The following is a 24,914-nucleotide window of genomic DNA, read 5'->3' as shown; positions in this document are numbered from 1 at the left end:
GGCGCCCGGCCCCGGCGCATCCGGTCCGCCCTGCCACTTCCTTCACCGCATTGGCGGCGCGCGGAAAAAGCCGAGGCGCGGGCAAAGCTTAAGTCCAAGTTAATGTGGACGCGCAACCCATTGAAATCATGGAACCCGACAGGGCGTCCGAGCTCGGACGCCGTTTCGGCGCCCCGCCCCGGCCCCGGCTCCCTGGCCGGGGCCGGGGCTTTTGCCCATTGTCATTGCCTGCCCTTTGCCCTTAGGGTCGCCCCATGCGGGGGACTGCCCCGCCCGAGGAATTCTTTCCCCGACCGCCGGAGCGCATGGCCCCGCACCGCGGGACGGGAAGCCCACCATCGGCCGCAAGGCTGAGTTTCCGCCCAAGGGCTCTGGCCCGACGGCATCCAACCCGGGGCGGCCCCGCCGCCCATGACCCAGGACCGCGATGACGCGAGCGACCGGAACCGCGATGCAGAGGACAGGCCCGAGGGCCGCCCCCTGCGCGCCCCCGCCCGCGACCGCCCCAACAAGCCGCCCTTCCTCCTCCGTCCGCCCACCAGGCGGCGCGGGACGCGGGCGCAGTGAAAGACCATGCCCAAGAAGATGCTCATCGACGCCACCCATGCGGAAGAAACCCGCGTGGTCGTGGTCGACGGAAACAAGGTCGAGGAATTCGATTTCGAGACCGTAGCCAAGCGGCAGCTGGCTGGAAACATCTACCTCGCCAAGGTGACGCGCGTGGAGCCCTCGCTCCAGGCCGCCTTCGTGGACTATGGCGGCAACCGCCACGGCTTCCTCGCCTTCGCCGAGATCCACCCCGATTATTACCAGATCCCGGTCGCCGACCGCCGCGCCCTCATCGAGGAAGAGCGGGCGCTTGCGCGGGCCGAAGAGGAAGAGGACAGCCGCCGCGCCCGCCGCCGCCCCGCTCCCAAGCCGAAGGCCGAAGCCGCGGCCCCTGCGGACGAGGTGAAGACCGCCGAGGTCGGCGCCATGGATGTGGTGGACCTGGGCGAAGACAACGGCGGGGACACGCTGGTCGAGGAGGCGGCCGCAATCGCGCCAGAGGCTGAGGAGACCCATTTCCACGCCATCGACCACGCCAGCGACAGCGACGACGAGATCGAGTCCATCGCCGAAGAGGACGTGGCCGAGGAAATCAGCGCGCCCCGCAAGCCCCGGGCCCGCAAGTACAAGATCCAGGAAGTCATCAAGGTGCGCCAGATCATGCTGGTGCAGGTGGTCAAGGAGGAACGCGGCAACAAGGGTGCTGCGCTGACCACCTACCTGAGCCTGGCCGGCCGGTACTGCGTCCTGATGCCCAACACCGCGCGGGGCGGCGGCATCAGCCGCAAGATCACACAGGCCGCCGACCGCAAGAAGCTGAAGGAAATCGCGGGTGAGCTGGATGTGCCGGAAGGCGCGGGCCTGATCATCCGCACCGCCGGTGCCAAGCGCACCAAGGCCGAGATCAAGCGCGACTATGAATACCTGATGCGGCTGTGGGAACAGGTCCGCGACCTGACCCTGCGGTCGATCGCGCCGGCGCCGATCTATGAGGAAGGCAATCTCATCAAGCGATCGATCCGCGACCTGTACAACCGCGAGATCGACGAGATCCTGGTGGAAGGCGCGGAAGGCTACCGCGTGGCCAAGGACTTCATGAAGATGATCATGCCGTCCCACGCCAAGGTCGTGCAGCCCTACATGGACCAGATGCCGCTGTTCGCGCGGTATCAGGTCGAAAGCTATCTGGGCGGCATGTTCAACCCGGTGGTACAGCTGAAGTCGGGTGGCTACATTGTCATCGGCGTGACTGAGGCGCTGGTAGCCATCGACGTGAACTCGGGCCGGGCCACCAAGGAAGGCTCGATCGAGGAGACGGCTCTCAAGACCAACCTGGAAGCGGCCGAAGAGATCGCGCGCCAGCTGCGCCTGCGCGACCTTGCCGGTCTGATCGTCATCGACTTCATCGACATGGAGGAGCGGAAGAACAACGCCGCGGTCGAGAAGCGCCTGAAAGACAAGCTGAAGACCGACCGCGCCCGGATTCAGGTGGGCCGCATCTCGGGCTTTGGCCTGATGGAGATGAGCCGCCAGCGGTTGCGTCCGGGGATGCTGGAATCCACCACGCAGCCCTGCCCGCATTGCCATGGCACCGGCCTGATCCGTTCGGACGACAGCATGGCGCTGACCGTGCTGCGTGCGCTGGAGGAAGAGGGAACGCGAAAGCGGTCGAAGGAAGTGCTGCTGAAGGCGCCGGTCGGGATCATCAACTACCTGATCAACCAGAAGCGCGAGCATATCGCCCTGATCGAGGCGCGGTATGGCATGTCGGTGCGGCTGGAGGCCGATCCGGCGCTGATCTCGCCCGATTATTCCATCGAGAAGTTCAAGACGGCGACCCGCGTTGTGCCCGAGGCGCAGCCGGTGATTTCGGGCCATGCCGGCCTGATGGGCGCGCCGGTCGAAGAGGAAGAGGACATCGTCGAAGAGGCGATGGACGAAGAAGACGAGGTGGCAGAGGCCGCTCCCGAGGCCACTCCGGAGGCCGGGGTCGAGGACGCTGCGACGGCATCCGATGGCCAGCCGCGCAAGAAGCGTCGGCGGCGTCGGCGGCGGCGGGGTGGAGCTGCGGGCGGCGAGGCCGGAGCGGCGGGCTCTGATGCCGCGGGTGATGAGGGCGATGATGAGGGCGACGATGTCGAGGAAGGCGTCGTCGAAGAGGTCGTGGTCGCGGTCGAGGTGATCGAGATCGCCGTTGCGCCAGAAGACCAGGGCGAGGTGATCGAGGGCGTGGCCGAAGAGGTGGCGCCGCCCAAGCGCGTGCGCAAGCCGCGCAAGCCGAAGGCTGAGGCGGTCGTCGCCGAAGAACCTGCTGCGGCCGAGCCTGTGGCAGAAGCCGCGCCGGCGAAGAAGCCCGCGCGCAGCCGGACGCGCAAGGCGGCCACTGTGGAGGCGGAGGTGCCGGCCGAGGCGACAGCGCCCGTGGCGGCAACGGCAGACGAGGGCGCCGAGGCCGCACCCGAGGTGCCGGCCGTGCCAGTGCCGGAAGCGGTTGCTGCCGAGCCCGTTGCAGAGGTGGTGCCCGAGGCGCCTGCGCTTTCGCCCGATCCGGGCTTGCAGCCGGCCAATGCCGAGGGTGTGACCGCCGATCCGGGCGAGGCGGAAGCCCCCGCCAAGCCACGGCGTTCCGGCTGGTGGTCACTCGGGCGCTGACGAACCGCCCCGGCGGATGCGGTAGATCGTGACGGGGCCGGCTTCCTGCGCTGACAGGAAATCGTGCCCCGCCTCGCGGCAGAAGTGAGGCAGGTCGATCGCCGCCATCGGGTCGCTTGCAGCCACGGCCAGGATACTGCCCGGCGCCATGTCCTGCAGGCGCTTGCGCGCGCGCAGGACAGGCAGGGGGCAGCGCAGGCCGTCGCAATCCAGAAAGATCTCGGTCATGGGCGAAGTGATAGCCCGGCGGTCGCGCGCAGGGTAGGGTCGAGTGACGGGGTTGTGACGGCCCGCCGCGCCGGCCGGGCGTGACCTTTTGCGCGGCCCGCGATAGAAGCGGACAAGCCCCGGGGGGATCATGGCCGGCATCGACCTGATGGATGCAAGTTTCCTGACTGCCGCGCTGATCGCGCTGGCGGGCGGTGTTCTATCGTTCCTTTCGCCCTGCGTGTTGCCGATTGTTCCGCCCTATCTGGCGTACATGGGTGGCATCTCCATGAGCGAGATGCGCGGCCAGACATCGGCGCGGCGGCGAGTGATCCTGCCCGCGCTGTTCTTCGTTCTGGGTCTGTCCACCGTCTTCCTGCTTCTGGGATTTGCGGCCTCGGCCTTCGGGCTGTTCTTCCTGGAGCATCAGGGGACCTTCGTGACCATATCGGGCGTGGTTGTGCTGGTGTTCGGCCTGCATTTCCTGGGCCTGTTCCGCATCCCGATCCTGGACCGCGAGGCGCGGCTGGATGCCGGTGATCATGGCGGATCGGCGCTTGGAGCCTATGTGCTGGGACTGGCCTTTGCCTTTGGCTGGACGCCCTGCATCGGGCCGCAACTGGGTGCGATCCTGAGCCTTGCGGCACAAGAGGGCAGCGTGCAGAGGGGCACCGCGCTGCTGGCCGTGTATGCCGTCGGTCTGGGGCTGCCCTTCCTGCTGGCGGCGGTTTTCATCGAGCGGTCGATGGGGCTGATGGCGCGGCTCAAGCCGCACATGAAGCTGATCGAACGCGTCATGGGACTGTTGCTGGTGGTTGTCGGGTTGATGCTGATCACGGGCATCTTCACCGACATGTCCTGGTTCCTGCTGGAAAAGCTGCCCTTCCTGGGCAATCTGGGCTGACATACCCCTTAATCCTGCCCGATTGCCGTGCCATTCTTTGGCCAAAGGGGCAGGCATGACCGAGGCACGGGCAGTTGGGAGGGAAGGCGCCGCGACGGCCGGAACACGCGTGTTCCGCCGAAAGGTGTTCTACATTCCCGGCTACGATCCTTTTCACCCACGGCGCTACCGCGAGCTTTACCGCAAGGAGGGGGCGGATCAGGCCGCAATCTCGGGCTATGGCCTGACCATGCGGCCCAAGAAGACCCGGGGCCCCTATGGCTGGCATGTCTCGGGCGAGATCGAGGGCGGGCGGGCCGAGGCGGATGTGGAGGTGCTGGTCTGGTCCGATATCGTCAAGGGCAGTATGGCCCAGGGGATCGGGGCGACCTACCTGCAACTGGTGCGGACGGCATGGGCCTATATCGGATCGGGCGCGCTGTTCCGGCTGATGCGGCTGCGCAAGGGGCCGGTGATTGCCGCGCTGTATCCCATCGTGATGCTTTTGGCGCAGGCCCTGGCGGCCCTGTTCCTCGCGGGGATTGGCGCCTGGGGCGGTGCGCGGGTCTTGCCGTCGCCCTGGGGTGTCTGGGCCGGGCTGGCCGTGGGGCTGGCCTGCGGCGCCTTCCTGCTGCGGTGGTTCCGCAAGCAGGATCATCGGTTCTTTGCATACTACCTGATGCACGATTATGCCTATTCCGCGCAGCTTGGCGGGGCAAATCCTCCGCCATTGGAGGCGCGGATGTCCGAATTTGGCAAGGTGATCCGTTCGGCGATGGAAACGGATGCGGACGAGGTTCTGGTGGTTGGCCATTCTTCCGGTGCCCATCTTGGGGTTTCCATTCTGGCCGACCTGATCCGCGAAGGCTTACCCTCGCCGCGTCCTGTCCTGTCGTTTCTCAGCCTCGGTCATGTGGTGCCGATGGTGTCCTTTCTGCCCGAGGCGCGGAGACTGCGGGCCGACCTGGCCTATCTGTCTGCCAGGGACGAGCTGACCTGGGTGGATGTGACTGCGCCCGGCGATGGCTGCGCCTTTGCGCTGTGCGATCCGGTGGCGGTGACGGGCGTTGCGCCGCCGGGCAAGCGGTGGCCGCTGGTGTTTTCCGCGGCCTTCACCCATACGCTTAGCCCCGCAAGATGGAAGGAACTGCGCTGGCGCTTCTTCCGGCTGCATTTTCAGTATCTCTGCGCCTTCGACAGGCCCGGCGATTATGACTACTTCCGCATCACCGCGGGTCCGGTCACGTTGGGCGACCGCTATCGGGGGCGCGCCGCTTCGAAATCGCGGATCGAGCGGGCCGTGAACCGCTATACCTCGACCGCATGATCCCGCCGAAACCCCCTGTCCGGCCCGAGCGGGTCTCGCTTCTGCGCTATGTCCGGCTGTTCCGCCAGGACATCCTGTCGGCGCAACCGGAGCGACTTTACCGGGCTTGGATGGCCGAGTTCCGGACGCCGTTCTTCCGGAGCTATCTTTGCAATGACCCGGCGCTGGTTGACCGGGTGCTGAGCGAGCGGCCGGACGACTTTCCGAAGTCGAACCGGATCCGCGAAGGTCTGGCACCTCTTCTTGGAAACTCGGTCTTCGTCACCAACGGCGAGACATGGAAGCGCCAGCGTCGTATCATCGACCCGGCCTTCGAAGGCGGGCGGCTGCGCGATACCTTCCCGGCCATGTTGGCAGCGGGGCAGGCCGCGGTGGGGCGGATGTCGGAAGGAACGGTCGAGGTGGAAGAGGCGATGAGCCATGCCGCCGCCGATGTGATCTTCCGCACGCTCTTTTCCATTCCCATCGAGCACGAAGTTGCGGCTCGGGTCTTTACCGAGTTCCGCACCTATCAGCGGACGCAGCCGATCCTGAACCTGGCGGCCTTCCTGCCGCTGCCCCGCTGGTTCCCGCGGCTGCACCGTGGGGCGACCAAGCGGTCGGCCCGCACCATCCGCAGCCTGATCGCCGGATTGACCGAGGCCCGTGCGGCAGAGATTGCGGCGGGGACGGCGCCCGATGACCTGGCGACGAAGATCATGACGACCGCCGATCCGCAGACCGGGGAACGGTTCGACACAGACGAGATGGTCGACCAGGTGGCGATCTTTTTCCTGGCTGGGCACGAGACTTCGGCCTCGGCACTGGCCTGGACCCTGCTTTTGTTGTCGCTTTTTCCCGACTGGCAGGAGAGGGTGGCCGAAGAGGCGCAGTTGCTTGGCGACGCCCCCGATTTTGCGGCGGTTTCGCGGCTGCGGGTGGCAAGAGACGTCTTCCGTGAAGCGCTGCGGCTTTATCCGCCTGTCCCCATGATGGTGCGCGAGAACCGCTGTCCGGAGCGGATGCGCGACCGCGATGTCGCGCCGGGCGCGCAAATCGTGCTGTCACCCTGGCATCTGCATCGCCATGAACGGCTGTGGGAGAACCCGGATGATTTTGATCCGTCCCGCTGGCAAAGCGAGGCCGGGCGCGCTTCGGCACGGGCGGCCTACATGCCGTTTTCAGCCGGACCGAGGGTGTGCACCGGGGCGGGCTTTGCCATGGTGGAGGGGGTACTGCTTCTGGCGCTTCTGGCCCGGGCCTTTCGGTTTGAGCCTGCTGGAGAACCACCGGTGCCGGTTGCGCACCTCACGGTTCGAGCAAAAGACGGCATCCGGCTGAAGGTGAGCCGGCGCGGGTGATCAGCGCACACCGAGACCGGCCTTCATCAGCGTTCGGCGCACCGGGGCGATGGAGTAAAGTGCGTTCAGTGCAGTGGCACGCAGGTCGCGCAGGGGCTGTGCCCCCATCATCGAGGCGCGGTTCAGCGCGTCAATGCCGGTGACGCGCGCCTCGACTTCCAGATGGCGGCGGCGGTGGTAGGTGTCCAGCATCTTCTCGGAGCCCAGGTCCGCGGGACTGGTTCCAGCCAGTTCCATCAGAACGCGCAGGTCGGCGAGGCTCATGTTCAGCCCCTGCGCGCCGATGGGCGGCACGACATGAGCGGCTTCGGCCATCAGGGCAACGCGTTCGCCCGACATGCGTGCAGCCACCTGGCTGATGATGGGCCAGAGGCTGCGCCGCGTCACAAGTGTCAGGGGGCCAAGGATGTTGCAGGACCTTTCGTTCATGGCGGCCTCGAACTCGGGCACGGAAAGGTTCGCAAGCCGCATCGCCTCGGGGCCGCGTTCCATCCAGACGATGGCCGAGGCGGGCAGGCCATTCCTGTCGGGGAGTGGGACCAGGGTAAAGGGGCCGCCCGAACGGTGGATTTCGGTCGAGACATTCTGATGGGGGATGGGGTGGGTGACGGCAAAGGCCAGTGCCTTCTGGCCGTAGCGCAGGGTCCGCACCGGGATTCCGGCGGCCTGGCGCACGATCGAGTTGCGTCCATCTGCCGCGACCACAAGACGTGCCGCAACGCGCGTGCCATCGGACAGGTCCACCAGCGCTTCGGACTGTCGGGTGGCAAGGCCCGTCGTGGCGGTGCCCGGCCGGAAACTGACGTTGGCAAGATCGGTCAAGCGCGCCACGGCTTCGCGGCGCAAGAGCCAGTTCGGGAGGTTCCAGCCAAAGGGCTGATCCGAGATGTCGGATGCGTCGAAGTCCTTCACGATGCGCGGTTCTGGCCGCTCGCCCCCGGCATCAATGATACGCATGATCTGCAAAGGAGCGGCATGGGGTTCATACCGCGACCACAGGCCCGCGGCCTGGAGCACGGGCACCGAGGGTTGCAGGAATGCGGTCGTGCGCAGATCTGCACCTTCCGCATCCCCGTCCGTCACAGGCGGTTCGGGATCGACGCAGATCACCCGGAAGCCTGCCGAACCGAAGGCTGCCGCGGCAGTCAGGCCGGCGACGCCGCCGCCGGATACGAGGATATCTGTGTCGATGCGGGCCATGTCACTCTCCTTCTTGGCACATAGCATAGGCCTGCGCGCGTCGAAGACGAGGGGACATTCCGCCCCAAGCGGGCGTCCGCCCGGCTCAGGGCTGCGAGATCACGATGAGCCAGAGGAACATCACGGGCACAAGGGCGAGAGCCGTCATGGTGATTGCGACGACGCCCCAGACCTTGACTGCCAGAACCAGGAGGGTCAGGGCGATGATCAGGGCGTAGAACACGTTCTCCACGCCGCGGCTGATGTCCTTTGCAATCCAGCCGATTACCGGAATTGCGTAGAAGGCGCGCGAGGCTCGAGAGGGGCGGACGTCGGCAATCATGGTCATGGCGTGCTCCTGTTTCTGCCTCATTCACATAGGTACATTTCCGATTCAGGAAATGCAGCAGAATGCCGCACTGCAGAATCAGGCTGCCAACCGAGCCAGGAATCCGGCGAGATCGTCGGTATGGTGGTGGATATGCGGCGCCACATGCGCCTCTGGTGCGACATGGACCGTCTTCATACCCATCTCGTGCGGCGCGAGCAGGTTCTTCGGATCGTCTTCGAACATTGCCGCGCCGGTGGGGTCCAGACCATCGAGGGAAAAGATCCTTTCGAAAGCCTTCCGTTCCGGTTTTGGAAGGAACTCTGCATCTTCGACGCCATAGACCGCGTCGAACAACCCATCCAGACCGCGTCCGGCAAGAACACGGTGGGCATAGGCTGTATCGGCGTTGGTATAGACGATCCGTCGCCCCGGAAGGTCGGCTATCCTGCTGCGGAGGTTGGGGTCGGGAGCGAGTTCGCTGAAGTCGATGTCGTGGACATGAGCCAGAAATGGCAGGGGGTCGATGCCATGTTCGCGCATCAGCCCAGACAGGGTGGTTCCATAGCGCGCCCAATATGTTTGGCGCAGGGCATCCGCCTCGCGCTTGCCGAGGCGCAGCTTGTTCATCACCCAACCGGTCATCCGATCCTGAATCTGGGGAAACAGGCCTGTCGTCGGCGGGTAAAGCGTGTTGTCCAGGTCAAAGACCCATGCGCGGACGTGGGAAAACTGTGTGGCGACCATAAGTTGTCTTAGGCATGGCGTTGTCAGACCGCAAGCCGTCTGGATCGTGCGGGTTGTGGATCGGCGGTATGCAAGTGTATGCCTATGTGAAACCAGCCAGAGGAGTGAGCCGGTGCAAAAGGACGCCTATACCCTGATCCTCGAGGCGATCGAGGCTGGCGTCTACAAACCGGGCGACCGGCTGGTGGAGTCGGAGCTGGCCGAGCGCCTGGGCGTAAGCCGCACGCCGGTGCGCGAGGCGCTTCAGCGGCTGGAAACCCAGTCGATGCTGGTGCGCGACGGGCGCAGTCTGATGGTGGCCTCGCTGGATCACAATCAGCTGGCCGAACTCTATGCCGTCCGGACGGAACTGGAAGGCCTTGCCGCGCGACTTGCGGCGCGGCACGCCACGGACGAGGAAGTCCGGGTCCTTAAGTCGATGGTTCAGGATGACCACGCGCTTCTGGGCGGCGATCCACGCCTGTTGAGCCGGGCAAACAAGCGGTTTCATCGACAGATCCATCTGGCCAGCCACAACCGGTTTCTTGTGCAGCAGCTTGACCTGCTGCACCGTTCGATGGCCCTGATGGCCACGACTTCTCTGGCAGCCGAGGGTCGGGACGAGGCGGCCATGGCGGAGCACGAACAGATCGTCGGCGCCATAGAAGCGCGGGACGGCGAGGCGGCCTATCAGGCGTTGAAGTCACATATCTCGAAGGCCTTCGAGACCCGCCTTCGCGTTGATGCGGGTGAGATCCGCGTACGCTGACGATCAGCCAAACAGGCCGTGGGTTGTCTTGTCCCAATAGAATGGCCTTGTCATCACTTCCCAAAGCGCCTTCCAGGCGGCCGGGACGGCCATCATGTGATAGAACATGAGGACGGGTAGCCAGATCGGTGAGAACGGGTGCCTGCTGCGGCGTAGTGCGATGGCCGCTATCGTCAGGTCGATGGCCTGAGTCGAAACGAAAAGTGCTGTCATGGCGAGGATCCACGGGTGCGGAAGCACATCGACGATCGGGTGCCAGTAGCCGAAAGCGATGGGCCACAGGCTCCACAGGACTGGAGCGAACAGGTTCTGCGTGGCCGAGCCAAGGAACTGAATCTGAACGCCGATGAAGCGCCATGGTCCGAGGTCTTGCCATAACTGCTGCGGGTCGCGCATGTGCGCGCCCCAAGTCATCATGTAGCCCTTGATCCAGCGCGAGCGTTGCCTGACCCACGGCAAGGCGCGGCAACAGGCCTCTTCCTCGGTCACAGTGTCGATGACCTCTGTTCGCCAGCCGCGCCGGGCAAGGCGCAGCCCAAGGTCCGCGTCTTCTGTCACGTTCCAGGCATCCCATCCGCCGAGGGCGGCCAGCGCTTCGCGTCGAAAGAACAGAGTGGTTCCACCTAGCGGTACGGCAAGACGTAGACGATCGTACCCCGGAAGAATGAGCCTGAACCAGGACGCGTATTCCATGGTAAAGCACCTTGCGATGCCGTTCGTCTTCGGGTTGTAGAAATCCAGCCTTCCCTGCAAACAGACTGTCTCTGCCGGGCTTGCGTGAAACCGCTGCACAACGCGGGTGATCTGGTCGGGATCGGGCGCGTCCTCGGCGTCATAGACGCCGACGATGCTTCCCCGACACTGGTCCAATGCATGATTGAGCGCTCGGGGCTTGGTCTTGACTGTGCCATGCGGAACCGCGACGACGCGCATCCAACCCGGCAGGTCCGCGGCTGCAAGCGCCTCGCGCGTCAGGCGGTCATGCTCTTCGACCACCAGCAGAACTTCCAGCCGGTCGCGCGGATATTCCAAGCGTGATAGCCGGGCGACGAGGCGCGGCGCAATGTCGGCTTCGCGGTGAAGCGCCACAAGGATTGAGACGATCGGGAACTGGGAGGGCGGCAGCGCCGCCGAGGTTGGGAGTTCATTGTGGAAGCCGGCAGCCGCGGCGAGTGCCTTGAGGCCGACCACTGCGGCAAGCATGAAGGTTACCGCAAGTGTCACGGCTGTCAGAAGGACGGTCGGCCAAGTGACACATGCGATCAACAGGGCGATGCCGGTCAGCAGGAAGAGGGGCCGATACCTGGCGGGAGACCATTGGCGGCAAGACAGCGAGGGCGACACTCTGCCTTCCGCCCTGCGGGCAAGCTCCTGGCCGCAAAGGGCAAGCAGGGCCGCTTCGATAGCCTCCGGTTCGGCATAGGCGGCGATCACGGGGCCATAGGTCCGCTCCAGCATCGGGCGGTGGTTCTCGAATTCTTCGGGGCGTGCCGTGAGGACCATGGTCGCCGCGCCAAGCCGACGCCAGGGCAGGAGCGCCTCGCGCAGGCAGAATGCCGGATCCACCATGTCCACGAGGCCCGGGAGCGGCGGATCGCGCAACGGATCCAGCAGTGAAAGTCCATGATACCGCGCCAGTCCGCGCGCCAGCCGATCCCGGTCGTTCGTTCGACCGGCGATGCGCGCTTCAAGGCGACCGCCCATGCGGTGGCGCAACGCAAGGGCGGCGATCAGCACATCCGAAGAGACGATCCCCTCTTCCAGCAGAAATCGCGATAGTGCCCGACGTGCCGGTCGGGCGCCCCCCTCTGCCTTTCGAGCCGACCCGCGCGCCATTTCCCCTCCTGCCGCAGTGTCAGGAGAGTGGCTCGAATAGCATTAATGGCCGGTTAACTTCCCTGGGCGGCCCGACGGGCCTGCATGGCGGCGGCAAAGCGATCGAACAAATAGTAGCTGTCCTGCGGCCCAGGCGAAGCCTCGGGGTGGTACTGCACCGAAAAGATCGGCTTGCCGTCCACAGCGATTCCGCAGTTCGACCCATCGAAAAGGCTGACATGCGTCTCGCTGACGCCTGTCGGCAAGGTCTGGCTGTCCACGGTGAAGCCGTGGTTCATCGACGTGATCTCGACCTTGCCCGTGGTCAGATCCTTCACCGGATGGTTGGCGCCGTGGTGGCCGTGGTTCATCTTCACCGTCTTGCCGCCCAAGGCGAGCGCCAGCATCTGATGGCCGAGGCAGATGCCGAAGAGCGGCAGATCACGTTCCAGCACGCCGCGGATCATCGGCACGGCATATTCCCCGGTGGCCGCAGGATCGCCGGGGCCATTCGACAGGAAGACGCCTTCCGGATTCAGTGCGAGCACGTCCTCTGCCGTGGCTGTAGCCGGAAGCACAGTAACCTCACATCCGGCACTGACGAGACAGCGCAGGATGTTCCGCTTGGCGCCGTAGTCCACGGCAACCACTCGAAGACCGGGCCCTTCGCGCCGGGCATAGCCTTCCGGCCAGGCCCACCGCTTTTCATCCCACCGATAGCTTTGTGCGCACGTGACGTCCTTTGCGAGGTCCAGACCGACGAGCCCTTTCCAGGCGCGCGCCTTGGCGACCAGAGCTTCGAGATCAAAGCGCCCTTCCGGATCATGCGCCAATGCCACATGCGGGGCGCCCTGCTGGCGGATCGCGCGAGTCAGTCGTCGAGTGTCGATGCCGCCAATTCCGATGCGGCCCTTCTTTTCCAGCCACGACACCAGATCACCAGTTGCGCGCCAGTTGGACGGCTCTGTTGGATCCCACTTTACCACCATGCCGGCTGCCACCGGTTCGCCGGTCTCGTCGTCTTCTGGCGTGACGCCAACATTTCCGACATGGGGGAAGGTGAAGGTCACGACCTGACCCGCATAGGAGGGATCGGTCATGATCTCCTGATAGCCGGTCATCGCGGTGTTGAAGACCAGTTCAGCGACCGTCTGGCCGACTGCGCCGAAGCCGTGACCGTAGAACAGAGTGCCGTCGGCGAGCGCAAGGCAGGCGGTCGGTTTCGGCTGGCTCGTGGCGCGGCTCGGCATCTGCGACTCTCCATTGGGCAAATTGCGCGGAACCTAAAGATCGCCGGTGACAGGGTCAAGGTCTCAGCTCAAACAGAATTTCCTTTGTTACCAGTGGCTTGCCGCCGTGATGGCTGGTTGTCCTTTGGGCATTGCCGCGCTATGCTGCGACTGCAAGGCGCGAAGGGGACAGCGATGGCGTTGCGTGACCGGCTTCAGGCCGAATTGAAGGACGCGATGAAGGCGCGGGAAGCCGACCGGCTTTCCGCACTGCGACTGATCAACGCCGCCATCAAGGACCGGGAGATCGCCGCCCGAGGCGAAGGGGCAGGGGAACTGACCGACGCGGACCTCACGGCGATCTTGGGCAAGATGGTCAAGCAGCGCCAGGAGAGCGCCCGGGCCTATGAAGAGGGCGGCCGGCTGGAACTGGCGGAAAAGGAACTGAACGAGATCCGCGTCATCGAAGAGTTTCTGCCTCGCCAGTTGACCGCTGATGAGGTGCAAGCCGCAATCGAGGCCGCAATTGCTGAAACCGGCGCCAGCGGCATTCGAGACATGGGGCGGGTCATGGCGGCGCTGAAGGGGCGCTATACTGGTCAGATGGATTTTGCGGCTGCGGGCACGGCGATAAAGGCGCGTCTGGTCTGAAGCCTGCCCGTCTTTGCCCGGCCCGCGAGGAGTGCGGGTCAGATTCCTCAATGTGCGCTTGATTGCCTGATACGGGTCAGGGCTTCGGCAAGCTCTCCATGCAGGGCAATGCGTTCATCTTCGCTCAGGAAGGCACCGATTTCGACCTCGCGGCCTTCACCCTTCATCGTCACGTAGTTCGGCACAGGCCCGCCTGACCGGTGCAGCATGACCCTTACCCAATGCGGGTTGGCTCGCCAGTCCTGCCGCCGCCCGCGCGGGCCGTGTCGTGTAAGCGTGACTGCATCGCCGCGCAGGACCAGGTCTTCGATGATTTCCGTGTCGCGCTGGTTCCGACGAATGGCGTACCAGATGCCTGCCAGGGTCACGAGGAAGAAGGGCAGGAGTCCCCAGAGCACGGGAGAACCGAGGACGGCCAGGGCCGGCAGGGTGATCAGGCCGAAGGTGATCGCGAAGAAGCCGACGAAACCGCGCTGCGTGAGGGAGCGATGCGGCCAGAGGTGCAGCCGTGCGCCATCCGAAAGTTCCTTCTGCCATTCATAGGGCATTCGGCTGTGCCTATGTCGATTGAAGTCCACGCTCGCGCCTGTAGCGGGAAGCCCAGGCTTCGCTTGATGAATCAGCCATTTTTCGGTTGGTCGCCGTGATTTGTCTGTCCGGATGCGGCGGCAGGCCTGACCGCGTGAGGAGCGTTCGCACCTGTCCGGCCGGATCGGTGACAAACGCCTCATAGACCAACCGGATCGGGGCGATCCCCTGTGCAGCGAACCAGGCTTCCCATGCAGAGTTCCCCTCGGCCGCCTCCAGCCGAAATTCGTCCAGCCGGGCCGCGTCATAGGCGGGCTCCCCGCGTGGCGGGGGTTCCGTGCCGTCCAGATGCCAGACCTGGCTGACCTCGGCCTTCAGGCGCGACACGGCCTGAGCCACGTCGTCGTTCCGCCGGATGTAGATGAATGTGCAAGGGCCGAAGGCATGCTTCAGCAGGTCGCGGTCCGGCAGGTTGCCAAAACTGGCACGCAACTCGGCAAGAGCGGGCGAAAGGGAGGCGGCCTGCAGGCGAAGCCCGAACGTGCCACTCTCGTCAGAGCCCGCCTTGATTGCGCTCTTGAGGAAGGCGAGATGGTCGCCCGGCGGAACACCCCAGTCGGCTTCGTACTCTGAACGATCCTCGGCCCGGTACCAGGACTCGGGCCGCCCTCCAACGCCCGACGATGCCAGGAGCGCGCAGAGCAACGTGCTTCCGGAACGGGGGGTGGTGCAGACAATCAAGGTGCGGGCCGGGGTCATGGCTCGTCTCTTCATGAAGAAGGCCCCGGTTTCCCGAGGCCTTCATTCGGTTGAGTGCCCTTGGTCAATGGGCGTGTTGCTTGTCCCAGTCCGACTGCTTCGGCAGCGTTTCGAAGGTATGCTCCGGCGGCGGGCAGGACAGGGTCCATTCCAGCGTGTCTGCGTACTCGTTCCAGTAGTTGTTCTCGGTGACGCGCTTGCCCGCGAACAGAGTGTAGAACACGACGCCAATGAAGAACACGAAGGACGCGAAGGAGATAAAGGCGCCAATGGAGGACAGGTGGTTCCAGTAGGCAAAGGCCTCCGGATAGTCGATGTAGCGGCGCGGCATCCCCTGGCGACCCAGGAAGTGCTGCGGGAAGAACGTCAGGTTGGCGCCGATGAACATCGCCCAGAAGTGCAGCTTGCCGGCCCATTCAGGATACTGCCGGCCCGACATTTTACCGATCCAGTAGTAGATGCCCGCGAAGATGCCGAACACTGCGCCAAGCGACATCACGTAGTGGAAGTGCGCGACGACGTAGTAGGTGTCATGATAGGCGCGGTCCACGGCGGCCTGGCTGAGCACGATGCCGGTCACGCCGCCCACGGTAAACAGGAACAGGAAGCCAAAGGCCCATAGCATGGGCGTCTTGAATTCGATCGAGCCGCCCCACATGGTCGCGATCCACGAGAACACCTTGATGCCGGTCGGCACCGCGATGACCATGGTTGCCAGCATGAAATAGGACTGCTGGGTCAGCGACATGCCGACGGTGTACATGTGGTGCGCCCAGACCACGAAGCCGAGCACGCCGATGGCGACCATCGCATAGACCATCGGCAGGTAGCCGAAGATCGGCTTGCGCGAGAAGGTTGCAATCACTTGGCTGATGATGCCGAAAGCGGGCAGTACGATGATGTAGACTTCCGGGTGGCCAAAGAACCACAGGATGTGCTGGTACAGGATCGGGTCGCCACCACCCGAGGGCTGGAAGAAGGTCGTGCCGAAGTTGCGGTCGGTCAGCAGCATGGTGATGGCACCGGCCAGAACCGGCAGCGCCAGAAGGACAAGCCATGCCGTCACGAAGATCGACCAGGCAAACAGCGGAACCTTGTGCATCGTCATGCCGGGCGCGCGCATGTTCAGGAAGGTCGTGATCATGTTGATCGCGCCAAGGATCGAAGATGCGCCCGACAGGTGAACGGCGAAGATCGCCAGGTCCATCGAGTAACCGCCTTCAGCGGTCGACAGCGGCGGATACAACACCCAGCCCACGCCGGAGCCGAGCTGACTGTTGCCGCCCGGCGAGAACACCGAAGCCACGGCAAGGCAGGTGCCCGCGACGTAGAGCCAGTAGCTGAGGTTGTTCATGCGGGGGAACGCCATGTCCGGCGCGCCGATCTGCAACGGCATGAAGTAGTTGCCGAAGCCGCCGAACAGCGCGGGGATCACCACGAAGAACATCATCAGGATGCCGTGCGCGGTTACCGTCACGTTCCAGAGATGTCCGTTGGGGGTGCAGGTTTCCACCGTGGCAGCGGTCAGGCGCATGCCTTCCGCGCACATGTACTGCACGCCCGGTTCCATCAGCTCCATCCGCATGTACACGGTGAAGATGACCGAGATCAGACCCACGATCCCACCTGTGAACAGGTAGAGGATCCCGATGTCCTTGTGGTTCGTCGACATGAACCAGCGGGTAAAGAACCCCCGATGGTCATGGTCGTGGCCATGAATGGCTGCGTCGGCCATTGGCGTCTCCCGTAGCGATATGACTTTGATGGCCCTCGTCTGCGTGGACAGGGCCTTAAGCCTGTGTTTACCGACCCCGTCCGGTGGCGGCAATGCGCGAAATTGATCCAGATCAACAATGCTGCATGTGTCGCACGGGCGCTGCGCCTTCGTGACGGGTCGGATTGCAGGTGACCCGACCTTGGTCCACGCTGTTTACGAGGGTTCGCCAGGCCTCGGACCGGCTCGCCATGAGCTCTGGCAACCCAGTTTCGGTCAGACAACCAAAGTGAAAGGACGCCCCGTGAGGTCGCTAGTTCTGACCATCCTTGCCGCTCAACTCTTCGCACCGATTGCGACCACGACAGCAATAGCTGCCAGCCCTGCTCTGATCATGCCGTCCGAAGACGGGGGCCTTGCGGAGCGCAAGAGTGGGCTATGCCCGAGTGGCGAGCCACGGGTCTACAAGCCGGGTTGCGGCGGCTGATCGGGCCTCGCTGAAAGGATTGGGCGGCCACGATGGGCCGCCCGCATGGTCGTCCGGGCTCGCAAGGGGTCTTATTGCGCGGGCTTGACTGAAGCGAGATAGGCGGCAACATCCTCACCGCCCTTTGCCAACTTGAAGGTCATGTTCGACTTCGCTGCGCTGTCCCCGGTCTTCTCTTTCACGAACTTGGACGGATCAGCGACATATTCGGCGATGAGTGTCTCGTCCCAGACAAGACCGGTCTCGCCAAGCTCCACAAGGCCGGCACCGTACTTGAACCCCTCTTCTGAAGCGGCCTTGCGGCCCACGACGCCGTAAAGGTTCGGGCCGGTCTTGCCGCCCTTCACGATGGCTGTGCCGTCATCCGCGATGATCGCGTGGCACGCCTTGCACTTGTTGAACTCCTTGGCGCCCTTTTCTGCGTCACCGGCCGCAAGCGCGGGAGCGGCAGCGACGGTGGCCACGGCAAGTGCAATCAGGGAAAGTTTCATGGGTCGTCCGCTCCTTGGCTATTGCGACGTTGCTGAGTCGACTTGGGCTTTTGCTGTTCGACAGGAAAGGCAGGGCACGCGGTGAGGGCAAGGGCCGCTAAGGTCGCAGTCAGTCACATCGTCGCGCAGCTCGCGCTCGAACCGAACACACGGGCGAAAGTGGACTCCAGCGCCACATCAAGATCGGCCATCGAAACGGGAAGACCCAGGTCCACAAGGCTGGTGACACCATGGTCGCGGATACCGCAAGGGATGATGCCGGAGAAATGGCTGAGGTCTGGCTCTACATTTATGGATATGCCGTGGAAGCTGACCCACTTGCGCAGCTTCACGCCTATCGCGGCGATCTTTTCCTCGGCCGGTGAACCGTCGGCAGAGACCGGGCGGTCGGGACGCACAACCCATACGCCGACGCGGCCTGGCCGGATCTCTCCGGTCACGTTGAACTCTGCCAAGGCGGCGATCACCCAGTTTTCAAGGTATCGAACGAAGCAGCGGACATCGCGGCCGCGTCTTGCGACGTCCAGCATGACGTAAACCACCCGCTGGCCCGGCCCGTGATAGGTGTACTGTCCGCCGCGCCCGGTCTGATAGACCGGAAATCGGCCGGGATCGGTCAGGTCCTCGGCACGGGCAGAGGTGCCCGCAGTGTAAAGCGGCGGGTGTTCCAGCAGCCATATTGCCTCATCCGCCCGGCCTTCCGAAATTGCGGCGACCCGCGCCTCCATGAACGCGACGGCTTCCTCGTAAGGCACAAGGCCGGAAGACCGGATCCATTCCACCATCACACATCCTCCGAGCGGTCGCCCATCAGCCAGCGGGGACCGGCCCCCCGCTGAGCCGCCTTGTCATTGACGTTGTAGAGGGCGCAGCGGTCCAGCGAAAGGCAGCCACAACCGATGCAGCCGTCCAGCTTGTCCGACAGTGCCTGCAGGGATGCAATGCGTTCTGCGATGCGTTGCCGGAAGCCGGTGGCGATCGCTTCCCAGTCGGACTTGTCGGGCGCCCGCTCGTCCGGAAGCGCGGCTAGGTGGGCTGCAATCTCGGCCAGAGGAAAGCCCAATCGCTGCGCGATCATCGCAAAGGACAGCCGCCGAAGATCGGACCGGCCATAGCGGCGGTGCCCGCCCGTGTTGCGCAGCGGCCGCACGATGCCATGCGTTTCGTAAAACCGGATCGCCGAAACGGCCAGGCCTGTGCGGTCCGCCAGATCGCCGATGGTCAGGCCTTGCTGACGGTTCTGCATGATTTCCCTTGATCTAAAGTGAACTTGAGAAATTATACCAGATTCGCCCTAAACCAAAGAGGACAAGATGCACCTTCTGATCGGAACCTTGATGCGACGCCGCACGCACACGAAATTGCATGGCCTGTCTCTGCACATCCTGCGCGACATCGGACTGACTTCGGAGCCGGCCACCCGCAACCCGCTGATGGGAGACAAGGCATGACGACCCGACTGGAACATGTAAATGTCACCGTTCCCGATCCCGCTGCCAGCGCGGCGCTGCTTTGCAGGCTTTTCGGGTGGCGCATCCGCTGGCAGGGACCGGGCATGACAACTGGCCGAACCGTGCATGTGGGGGGTGACGATTCTTACATCGCCCTGTTCACGTTCGGCGATTCCCGCCCTTCGGGGGAGGAGAGCTACCGCACTACAGCTGGGCTGAACCATATTGCCGTGGTGGTTGATGACCTTGATGCTACTGAGGCGCGGGTCAAGGCCGAAGGGCTGACGCCGGTCAACCACGCCGCATATGAACCGGGCCGGCGCTTCTACTTCGACACGCCGGACGGCATCGAAATCGAGGTCGTGACCTACGGGTGATGCGCGGAAGGGTAGGGGGCCCAAAATCCCTCTTCCCTTCCCCCTGCGCCTTCGCTAATACGCCGCCACCAACCAAGACATGCGGATGTGGCGGAATTGGTAGACGCGCAGCGTTGAGGTCGCTGTGGGGTAACTCCCGTGAAAGTTCGAGTCTTTTCATCCGCACCACTCTCCTGTCGGGAGAGCGTCAGGGCCCCTCGGGGCCCTTTCCTTTGTCATCCCACCGCTTTTCCGTCTTGCCAGACGCGCCGGGGGCGGGCTAGCAAGAGGGCGCAGGATCGGGAGAATCCGGCGTGGGCCAGCCCTGCGACGGTGCCGAAGGAGCAACCGCCCCGGTAAACTCTCAGGCGCAAGGGACCGTCTTGCTACGAAGACTCTGGAGAGATCCCGGCAAGAGCGGGGCGCCGAAGGGATAACGATCTCAGGCGAAGGGACAGAGGGGGCATCGCGGGCGGGGGCCACCCTCCCAAGGTGCCGGGTCATCCCATCCGGCGATATACAGGAGGAAGCGGTGATGGCCGGACTTCTGCGCTTGGGTCTTCATGATCTGCATGTGGCACTCGGCGGCCGCATGGTGCCATTTGCGGGCTACGAAATGCCGGTGCAGTACCCGGCCGGCGTGATGAGGGAACACCTCCATACGCGATCGGCAGCAGGCCTGTTCGACGTGAGTCACATGGGGCAGGTTCTGCTGATTCCCAAGCAAGGGATGGAGGCGCTGGCGCTCGGCTTCGAGACCTTGATGCCGGTCGATGTGCTGGGCCTCAAGGAAGGGCGCCAGCGTTATGGGCTTCTCACCAATAACGACGGCGGCATTCTTGACGACCTCATGTTCGCCAATCGGGGTGACCACCTGTTCGTTGTGGTCAATGCCGCTTGCAAGGCCGACGACATCGCGCACATGACAACAAATCTGTCCGAGGTCGCCGAAGTCCGCGCCGTGACGGACCGTGCACTATTGGCGCTTCAAGGGCCGTTGGCGGAACTTGCTCTTGAGCGGCTGGTCCCTGAGGTTGCGGGCCTGCGGTTCATGGATCAGGGCACTTTTGAGTGGGAAGGTGCGGAACTCTGGATCTCGCGATCGGGCTATACCGGCGAGGACGGGTTCGAGATTTCAGTGCCAGACATCGCTGCGCTCGGCTTCGCCGACATGCTGCTGGCGATGGAGGAGGTTGCGCCAATCGGCTTGGGCGCCCGCGACAGCCTGCGGCTTGAGGCCGGGCTCTGCCTCTATGGCCACGACATCGACACATCGACGTCCCCGGTCGAAGCGGACCTTGGATGGGCCATCCAGAAGGCTCGGCGCCCAGGCGGGGTTCGCGCCGGTGGTTTTCCCGGTGCCGGGCGCATCCTTTCCGAACTTGAGACCGGCGCCGCGCGTCGTCGCGTTGGCTTGCGCCCCGAAGGCCGAGCACCGATGCGTGAGGGAACGGAGTTGTTCAGCGGCGATGCCGCCGTCGGCCGTGTCACCTCGGGCGGCTTTGGTCCCAGTCTCGAGGCGCCCATCGCGATGGCCTATGTGCCTGCGGCCCTGGCCGCGCCTGGCACGAAGCTGGAAGGCGAGGTTCGGGGCAAGCGTCTTCCCGTGATCACCTGCGAGCTGCCCTTCCGGGCCTCCACCTACAAACGCTGAGAACAGGAGCGGCAAATGAAGTACACCAAGGAACACGAATGGCTGCGGGTCGAGGGCGATCTTGTGGTCGTCGGCATCACGGAACACGCCGCCACCGCGCTAGGCGATGTGGTCTTCGTAGAGTTGCCCGAGACAGAGACCGTGGTTGCCACTGGCGACGAGGTGGTGGTGATCGAGAGCGTCAAGGCGGCGTCCGACATTCTCGCCCCGGTCGACGGCGAGATCGTCGCGGTGAACTCGAAGCTGGCCGATAACCCCGGCCTGGTGAACGAGGACCCGCTTGGTGCCGCTTGGTTCTTCAAGATGAGGGTCGACGACCTTGCCGTGCTCGACGATCTCATGGACGAGGACGAGTACTACGAGATGATCGGCTGACGCGATGGCGCCGCGCCGCGATCAGGCCAGCCGCTTCGTCGCTGCCACCTCGGAGCGGTTGTGGCTGGCCTGGATGATGCCGGCCGACCTGGTGCGGTGGCTGCCGCCGCCCGGAATGTCGGGCGAGGTTCTGGCTCTAGAGCCCGTTCCCGGCGGCGCCTTTCGCATCCGCCTCGACTACACCGATGCAGCGGCGAGCCACGGCAAGACAGATGGCGCCGGCGACCTGGTCGAGGCCCGTTTCGTCAACCTCAATCCGCCCCGGCGTTTCGTGCAGGACGTCTCCTTCGTCACCCGCGATCCCCGCTTTGCCGGAACCATGCGGATGACATGGGGTTTTGAACCCGAAGGGCAGGGTACCCTCGTCACCGTGACTGCCGAAAACGTGCCGCCCGGCATCTCGCCTGAGGATCATGCCGAAGGCCTTGCGGCCTCGCTGGCGCAACTGGCCGCCTTCACCGAATGACCCCGGCGTGCCCGCCGGATGGTTCCTGACCCCAATGAGTGTCGCCATGACCTACACGCCCGTGGACTATAACCCCTACGACTTCGCCAACCGCCGCCATATCGGCCCTTCTCCGGCCGAGATGGAGGAGATGCTGAAAGCCGTGGGTGTGCGAACTCTGGACGAGCTGATCGACCAGACCGTGCCAGCCTCGATCCGGCAGGCAATTCCGTTGGGATGGGCGCCGCTTGCCGAGCACGAACTGCTGGCGCGGATGCGCGAGGTGGCATCGCGCAACAAGGTCATGACCTCGCTGATCGGGCAGGGGTACTACGGAACCGTCACGCCGCCGGCGATCCAGCGCAACATCCTGGAAAACCCCGCCTGGTACACCGCCTATACCCCGTATCAGCCCGAGATCGCGCAGGGCAGGCTGGAGGCATTGCTCAACTATCAGACCATGGTCTGCGACCTGACCGGCCTGGATGTCGCCAATGCCTCGCTTCTGGACGAGGCCACGGCTGCGGCCGAGGCGATGACGATGGCCGAGCGCGCCGCCAAGTCGAAGGCCCGCGCCTTCTTCGTGGATGAGAACTGCCATCCCCAGACCATTGGTGTGATCCGCACCCGGGCTCTGCCCCTGGGTATCGAGATCCTCACTGGCGCGCCCGAGACGCTGGAGCCGGAAAAGGTGTTCGGAGCGATCTTCCAGTATCCCGGCACCCACGGCCATGTCCGCGATTTCACCGACCTGATCGACAAGTTGCACGCAGCCAAGGCACTGGCCGTGGTGGCGACCGACCTTCTGGCGCTGTGCATCCTGAAGGAACCCGGTGCGATGGGGGCCGACATTGCTGTTGGCTCGGCACAACGTTTCGGTGTGCCGATGGGCTATGGCGGACCCCACGCAGCCTTCATGTCCTGCCGGGACGAGCTGAAGCGGTCCATGCCCGGCCGGATCGTTGGCGTCTCGATCGACGCGCGCGGCAACAAGGCGTACCGCCTGTCGCTGCAGACCCGCGAGCAGCACATCCGGCGAGAGAAGGCCACCTCGAACGTCTGCACGGCGCAGGCGCTTCTGGCAGTGATGGCGAGCTTCTATGCTGTCTTCCATGGTCCCAAAGGACTGCGTGCCATTGCCGAAAGGGTGCATTTCCTGACGAACCGACTTGCCCGCGCATTGAAGGCGGCAGGCGCAAAGGTCGAACCCAAGGCCTTCTTCGACACGATCACGGTCGAAGTCGGCGTGGGCCAGGCCGGCATCATGGCCGCTGCACGGGCCGAGGGGCTGAACTTCCGCAAGGTTGGCACTGCCCATGTCGGCATCAGCCTGGACGAAACGACCGACGAGCGCGTCCTCCTGCGCGTACTGCGCGCATTTGGCATCGACGGCGTGCCGCCGCACCGGGCGCAGCTTGGCTTTCCCGAGGCGCTGGCGCGGACCTCTGAATACCTGACGCATCCGGTTTTTCACATGAACCGGGCGGAGTCTGAAATGATGCGCTACATGCGTCGTCTGTCGGACCGCGATCTGGCGCTGGACCGGGCGATGATCCCGCTTGGTTCCTGCACCATGAAACTGAACGCGGCTGCCGAGATGATGCCGATCACCTGGCCCGAGTTCGGATCGCTGCACCCTTTCGCACCTGCCGACCAGGCGCTTGGCTACCGCGAGGCGATCGAGGACCTTTCGTCCAAGCTGTGCGAGATCACCGGCTACGACGCCTTCTCGATGCAGCCCAATTCGGGCGCACAGGGCGAATATGCCGGGCTTCTGACCATCCTCGCCTATCACCGCGCCCGCGGCGACGATCAACGGCGGATCTGCCTGATCCCGATGTCGGCCCACGGCACCAACCCGGCCTCGGCGCAGATGGCCGGGATGCAGGTAGTGCCGGTCAAGACCGCTCCCAATGGCGACGTGGACCTCGACGATTTCCGCGCCCGTGCCGAGGAGGCCGGTGACCGACTTGCCTCCTGCATGATCACCTACCCCTCGACTCACGGCGTCTTTGAGGAAACCGTGCGCGAGGTCTGCCGGATCACTCACGAGCATGGCGGCCAGGTCTACATCGACGGGGCCAACATGAATGCGTTGGTCGGGCTGGTGAAACCCGGCGAGATTGGGGGAGACGTTAGCCACCTGAACCTCCACAAGACCTTCGCGATCCCGCATGGCGGCGGTGGGCCCGGAATGGGTCCGATCGGCGTGCGCGCGCATCTGGCGCCCCACCTTCCGGGGCATCCCCAGACGGGGGGAGCCGAGGGGCCGGTATCGGCGGCGCCCTATGGCAGCGCCTCGATCCTGCTGATCTCCTGGGCTTATTGCCTGATGATGGGAGGCGAGGGACTGACCCAGGCGACGCGGGTGGCGATCCTGAACGCCAACTACATCGCGTCGCGGTTGGCCGGGCACTATCCGATCCTGTTCATGGGGAACAAGGGCCGCGTCGCCCATGAGTGTATTCTGGATACCCGTCCGTTCGCGGAAGCGGGCGTGACGGTTGACGATATCGCCAAGCGGCTGATCGACAATGGCTTCCACGCGCCCACGATGAGCTGGCCAGTTGCAGGGACGCTGATGGTCGAGCCGACCGAGTCCGAGACCAAAGCTGAAATCGACCGTTTCATCACGGCGCTGCTTGCTATCCGCGGAGAGATACGGGCCGTGGAAGTGGGCGACATCGCGCCAGAGGACTCTCCCCTCCGGCACGCCCCCCACACGGTAGAGGATCTGGTAGCCGACTGGACGCGCAAATACCCGCGTGAGCAGGGCTGCTTCCCGCCAGGCTCGTTCCGGGTGGACAAGTACTGGCCACCTGTAGGCCGGGTCGACAATGTCTGGGGCGACCGGAACCTTGTCTGCACCTGCCCGCCGGTCGAGGCCTACGCACGGGCGGCAGAGTAGCCCGATGGGTATTGCCGGGCGCTCGTTCGCCCGGCAATGCCCCCTCCACTGTCGCAGGGTCTTGAGCCTCGGGTACTTCGCTCCGATAGTA

The 24,914-nt window shown here is 64.5% G+C and carries 24 protein-coding genes, 1 tRNA gene and 2 riboswitches; of the genes, 13 read left to right on the top strand and 12 right to left on the bottom strand.

Annotated elements, in window-relative coordinates:
• Nucleotides 1-573 precede the first annotated feature (573 nt).
• The gene (locus JO391_RS11650) at nt 574-3,201 is read left to right on the top strand and encodes an Rne/Rng family ribonuclease (protein ID WP_220660660.1); all 2,628 of its coding nucleotides are present in this window, start codon (nt 574-576) and stop codon (nt 3,199-3,201) included.
• Here the strand turns inward: JO391_RS11650 and JO391_RS11645 are convergent.
• The gene (locus tag JO391_RS11645; protein ID WP_220660659.1) at nt 3,187-3,429 is read right to left on the bottom strand and encodes a sulfurtransferase TusA family protein; all 243 of its coding nucleotides are present in this window, start codon (nt 3,427-3,429) and stop codon (nt 3,187-3,189) included. The two genes, JO391_RS11650 and JO391_RS11645, sit on opposite strands and share 15 nt — an antisense overlap.
• Nucleotides 3,430-3,559: 130 nt before the next feature.
• Between JO391_RS11645 and JO391_RS11640 the strand changes: the two genes are divergently transcribed.
• Genes JO391_RS11640 through JO391_RS11630 form a run of 3 tightly spaced genes read left to right on the top strand, consistent with a single transcriptional unit; the run spans nt 3,560 to nt 6,958 of the window.
• Nucleotides 3,560-4,312, top strand: coding sequence for a cytochrome c biogenesis CcdA family protein (locus JO391_RS11640; RefSeq protein ID WP_220660658.1), 753 nt, complete (start codon nt 3,560-3,562; stop codon nt 4,310-4,312).
• 55 nt (nt 4,313-4,367) lie between these two features.
• Entirely contained in the window at nt 4,368-5,618 is a 1,251-nt protein-coding gene (locus JO391_RS11635) for a hypothetical protein (protein WP_220660657.1), read from the top strand.
• Complete coding sequence (locus JO391_RS11630) at nt 5,615-6,958, top strand: cytochrome P450 (RefSeq protein ID WP_220660656.1); 1,344 nt, start codon at nt 5,615-5,617, stop codon at nt 6,956-6,958. Before JO391_RS11635 ends, JO391_RS11630 begins: the two co-directional genes overlap by 4 nt.
• On the opposite strand, the gene JO391_RS11625 is transcribed toward JO391_RS11630, so the two are convergent.
• The 3 genes from JO391_RS11625 to JO391_RS11615 form a co-directional block, all read right to left on the bottom strand.
• Nucleotides 6,959-8,158: a UbiH/UbiF family hydroxylase gene (locus tag JO391_RS11625; RefSeq protein ID WP_220660655.1), complete on the bottom strand. Its 1,200-nt coding sequence runs from the start codon at nt 8,156-8,158 to the stop codon at nt 6,959-6,961.
• Nucleotides 8,159-8,243: 85 nt separating this feature from the next.
• Nucleotides 8,244-8,486 carry a hypothetical protein gene (locus tag JO391_RS11620; RefSeq protein ID WP_220660654.1) on the bottom strand — a complete coding sequence of 81 codons (243 nt, stop codon included), beginning with the start codon at nt 8,484-8,486 and terminating at the stop codon, nt 8,244-8,246.
• Nucleotides 8,487-8,564: 78 nt separating this feature from the next.
• Complete coding sequence (locus tag JO391_RS11615; protein ID WP_220660653.1) at nt 8,565-9,212, bottom strand: pyrimidine 5'-nucleotidase; 648 nt, start codon at nt 9,210-9,212, stop codon at nt 8,565-8,567.
• Nucleotides 9,213-9,324: 112 nt separating this feature from the next.
• On the opposite strand from JO391_RS11615, the gene JO391_RS11610 reads away from it, so the two are divergent.
• Nucleotides 9,325-9,960 (top strand): GntR family transcriptional regulator, encoded by a 636-nt coding sequence (locus JO391_RS11610; protein ID WP_220660652.1) that lies wholly within the window; start codon nt 9,325-9,327, stop codon nt 9,958-9,960.
• Nucleotides 9,961-9,963: 3 nt separating this feature from the next.
• Here the strand turns inward: JO391_RS11610 and JO391_RS11605 are convergent, their stop codons facing one another.
• Nucleotides 9,964-11,697 carry a glycosyltransferase gene (locus JO391_RS11605; protein WP_259444679.1) on the bottom strand — a complete coding sequence of 578 codons (1,734 nt, stop codon included), beginning with the start codon at nt 11,695-11,697 and terminating at the stop codon, nt 9,964-9,966.
• Between the two features lie 152 nt (nt 11,698-11,849).
• Nucleotides 11,850-13,025: a glutamine-hydrolyzing carbamoyl-phosphate synthase small subunit gene (gene carA / locus JO391_RS11600; RefSeq protein WP_220660650.1), complete on the bottom strand. Its 1,176-nt coding sequence runs from the start codon at nt 13,023-13,025 to the stop codon at nt 11,850-11,852.
• Between the two features lie 174 nt (nt 13,026-13,199).
• Here carA and JO391_RS11595 point away from each other — a divergent pair, with 174 nt between their 5' ends.
• Nucleotides 13,200-13,655: a GatB/YqeY domain-containing protein gene (locus JO391_RS11595; protein WP_220660649.1), complete on the top strand. Its 456-nt coding sequence runs from the start codon at nt 13,200-13,202 to the stop codon at nt 13,653-13,655.
• A gap of 47 nt (nt 13,656-13,702) precedes the next feature.
• Here JO391_RS11595 and JO391_RS11590 read toward each other — a convergent pair whose 3' ends face one another.
• The 6 genes from JO391_RS11590 to soxR form a co-directional block, all read right to left on the bottom strand.
• A complete protein-coding gene (locus JO391_RS11590) occupies nt 13,703-14,203 on the bottom strand; it encodes a DUF2244 domain-containing protein (protein WP_220660648.1) in 501 nt (166 codons plus the stop codon).
• 10 nt (nt 14,204-14,213) lie between these two features.
• The gene (locus tag JO391_RS11585; RefSeq protein WP_220660647.1) at nt 14,214-14,942 is read right to left on the bottom strand and encodes a Stf0 family sulfotransferase; all 729 of its coding nucleotides are present in this window, start codon (nt 14,940-14,942) and stop codon (nt 14,214-14,216) included.
• Nucleotides 14,943-15,006: 64 nt separating this feature from the next.
• Entirely contained in the window at nt 15,007-16,677 is a 1,671-nt protein-coding gene (ctaD, locus tag JO391_RS11580) for a cytochrome c oxidase subunit I (protein ID WP_220660646.1), read from the bottom strand.
• 537 nt (nt 16,678-17,214) lie between these two features.
• The gene (locus JO391_RS11575; RefSeq protein ID WP_220660645.1) at nt 17,215-17,634 is read right to left on the bottom strand and encodes a c-type cytochrome; all 420 of its coding nucleotides are present in this window, start codon (nt 17,632-17,634) and stop codon (nt 17,215-17,217) included.
• Between the two features lie 113 nt (nt 17,635-17,747).
• A complete protein-coding gene (lipB, locus tag JO391_RS11570) occupies nt 17,748-18,419 on the bottom strand; it encodes a lipoyl(octanoyl) transferase LipB (RefSeq protein ID WP_220660644.1) in 672 nt (223 codons plus the stop codon).
• A complete protein-coding gene (soxR, locus tag JO391_RS11565; RefSeq protein ID WP_220660643.1) occupies nt 18,419-18,880 on the bottom strand; it encodes a redox-sensitive transcriptional activator SoxR in 462 nt (153 codons plus the stop codon). Before soxR ends, lipB begins: the two co-directional genes overlap by 1 nt.
• Nucleotides 18,881-18,947: 67 nt before the next feature.
• Between soxR and JO391_RS11560 the strand changes: the two genes are divergently transcribed.
• The 7 genes from JO391_RS11560 to gcvP all read left to right on the top strand — a co-directional run bounded on the left by JO391_RS11560 (nt 18,948) and on the right by gcvP (nt 24,823).
• Nucleotides 18,948-19,085, top strand: coding sequence for a hypothetical protein (locus tag JO391_RS11560; protein WP_220660642.1), 138 nt, complete (start codon nt 18,948-18,950; stop codon nt 19,083-19,085).
• Nucleotides 19,082-19,462 carry a VOC family protein gene (locus JO391_RS11555; protein WP_220660641.1) on the top strand — a complete coding sequence of 127 codons (381 nt, stop codon included), beginning with the start codon at nt 19,082-19,084 and terminating at the stop codon, nt 19,460-19,462. Before JO391_RS11560 ends, JO391_RS11555 begins: the two co-directional genes overlap by 4 nt.
• A gap of 81 nt (nt 19,463-19,543) precedes the next feature.
• Nucleotides 19,544-19,630 (top strand) — tRNA-Leu (locus JO391_RS11550).
• A gap of 100 nt (nt 19,631-19,730) precedes the next feature.
• Nucleotides 19,731-19,832: riboswitch (glycine riboswitch) on the top strand.
• Between the two features lie 4 nt (nt 19,833-19,836).
• Nucleotides 19,837-19,901: riboswitch (glycine riboswitch) on the top strand.
• 75 nt (nt 19,902-19,976) lie between these two features.
• Nucleotides 19,977-21,095: a glycine cleavage system aminomethyltransferase GcvT gene (gene gcvT / locus JO391_RS11545; protein WP_220660640.1), complete on the top strand. Its 1,119-nt coding sequence runs from the start codon at nt 19,977-19,979 to the stop codon at nt 21,093-21,095.
• Nucleotides 21,096-21,110: 15 nt separating this feature from the next.
• Nucleotides 21,111-21,470: a glycine cleavage system protein GcvH gene (gcvH, locus tag JO391_RS11540; RefSeq protein WP_220660639.1), complete on the top strand. Its 360-nt coding sequence runs from the start codon at nt 21,111-21,113 to the stop codon at nt 21,468-21,470.
• A 4-nt stretch (nt 21,471-21,474) separates the two neighbouring features.
• Entirely contained in the window at nt 21,475-21,936 is a 462-nt protein-coding gene (locus tag JO391_RS11535) for an SRPBCC domain-containing protein (protein WP_220660638.1), read from the top strand.
• Between the two features lie 46 nt (nt 21,937-21,982).
• Complete coding sequence (gene gcvP, locus JO391_RS11530) at nt 21,983-24,823, top strand: aminomethyl-transferring glycine dehydrogenase (protein ID WP_220660637.1); 2,841 nt, start codon at nt 21,983-21,985, stop codon at nt 24,821-24,823.
• Nucleotides 24,824-24,914: the final 91 nt, after the last annotated feature.

The sequence above is a fragment of the Neotabrizicola shimadae genome, assembly GCF_019623905.1.
GTDB classification, from domain to species: domain Bacteria; phylum Pseudomonadota; class Alphaproteobacteria; order Rhodobacterales; family Rhodobacteraceae; genus Neotabrizicola; species Neotabrizicola shimadae.
Note: the sequence above shows the minus strand (reverse complement) of the source record. Positions and strands in the feature narration are given on the sequence as shown.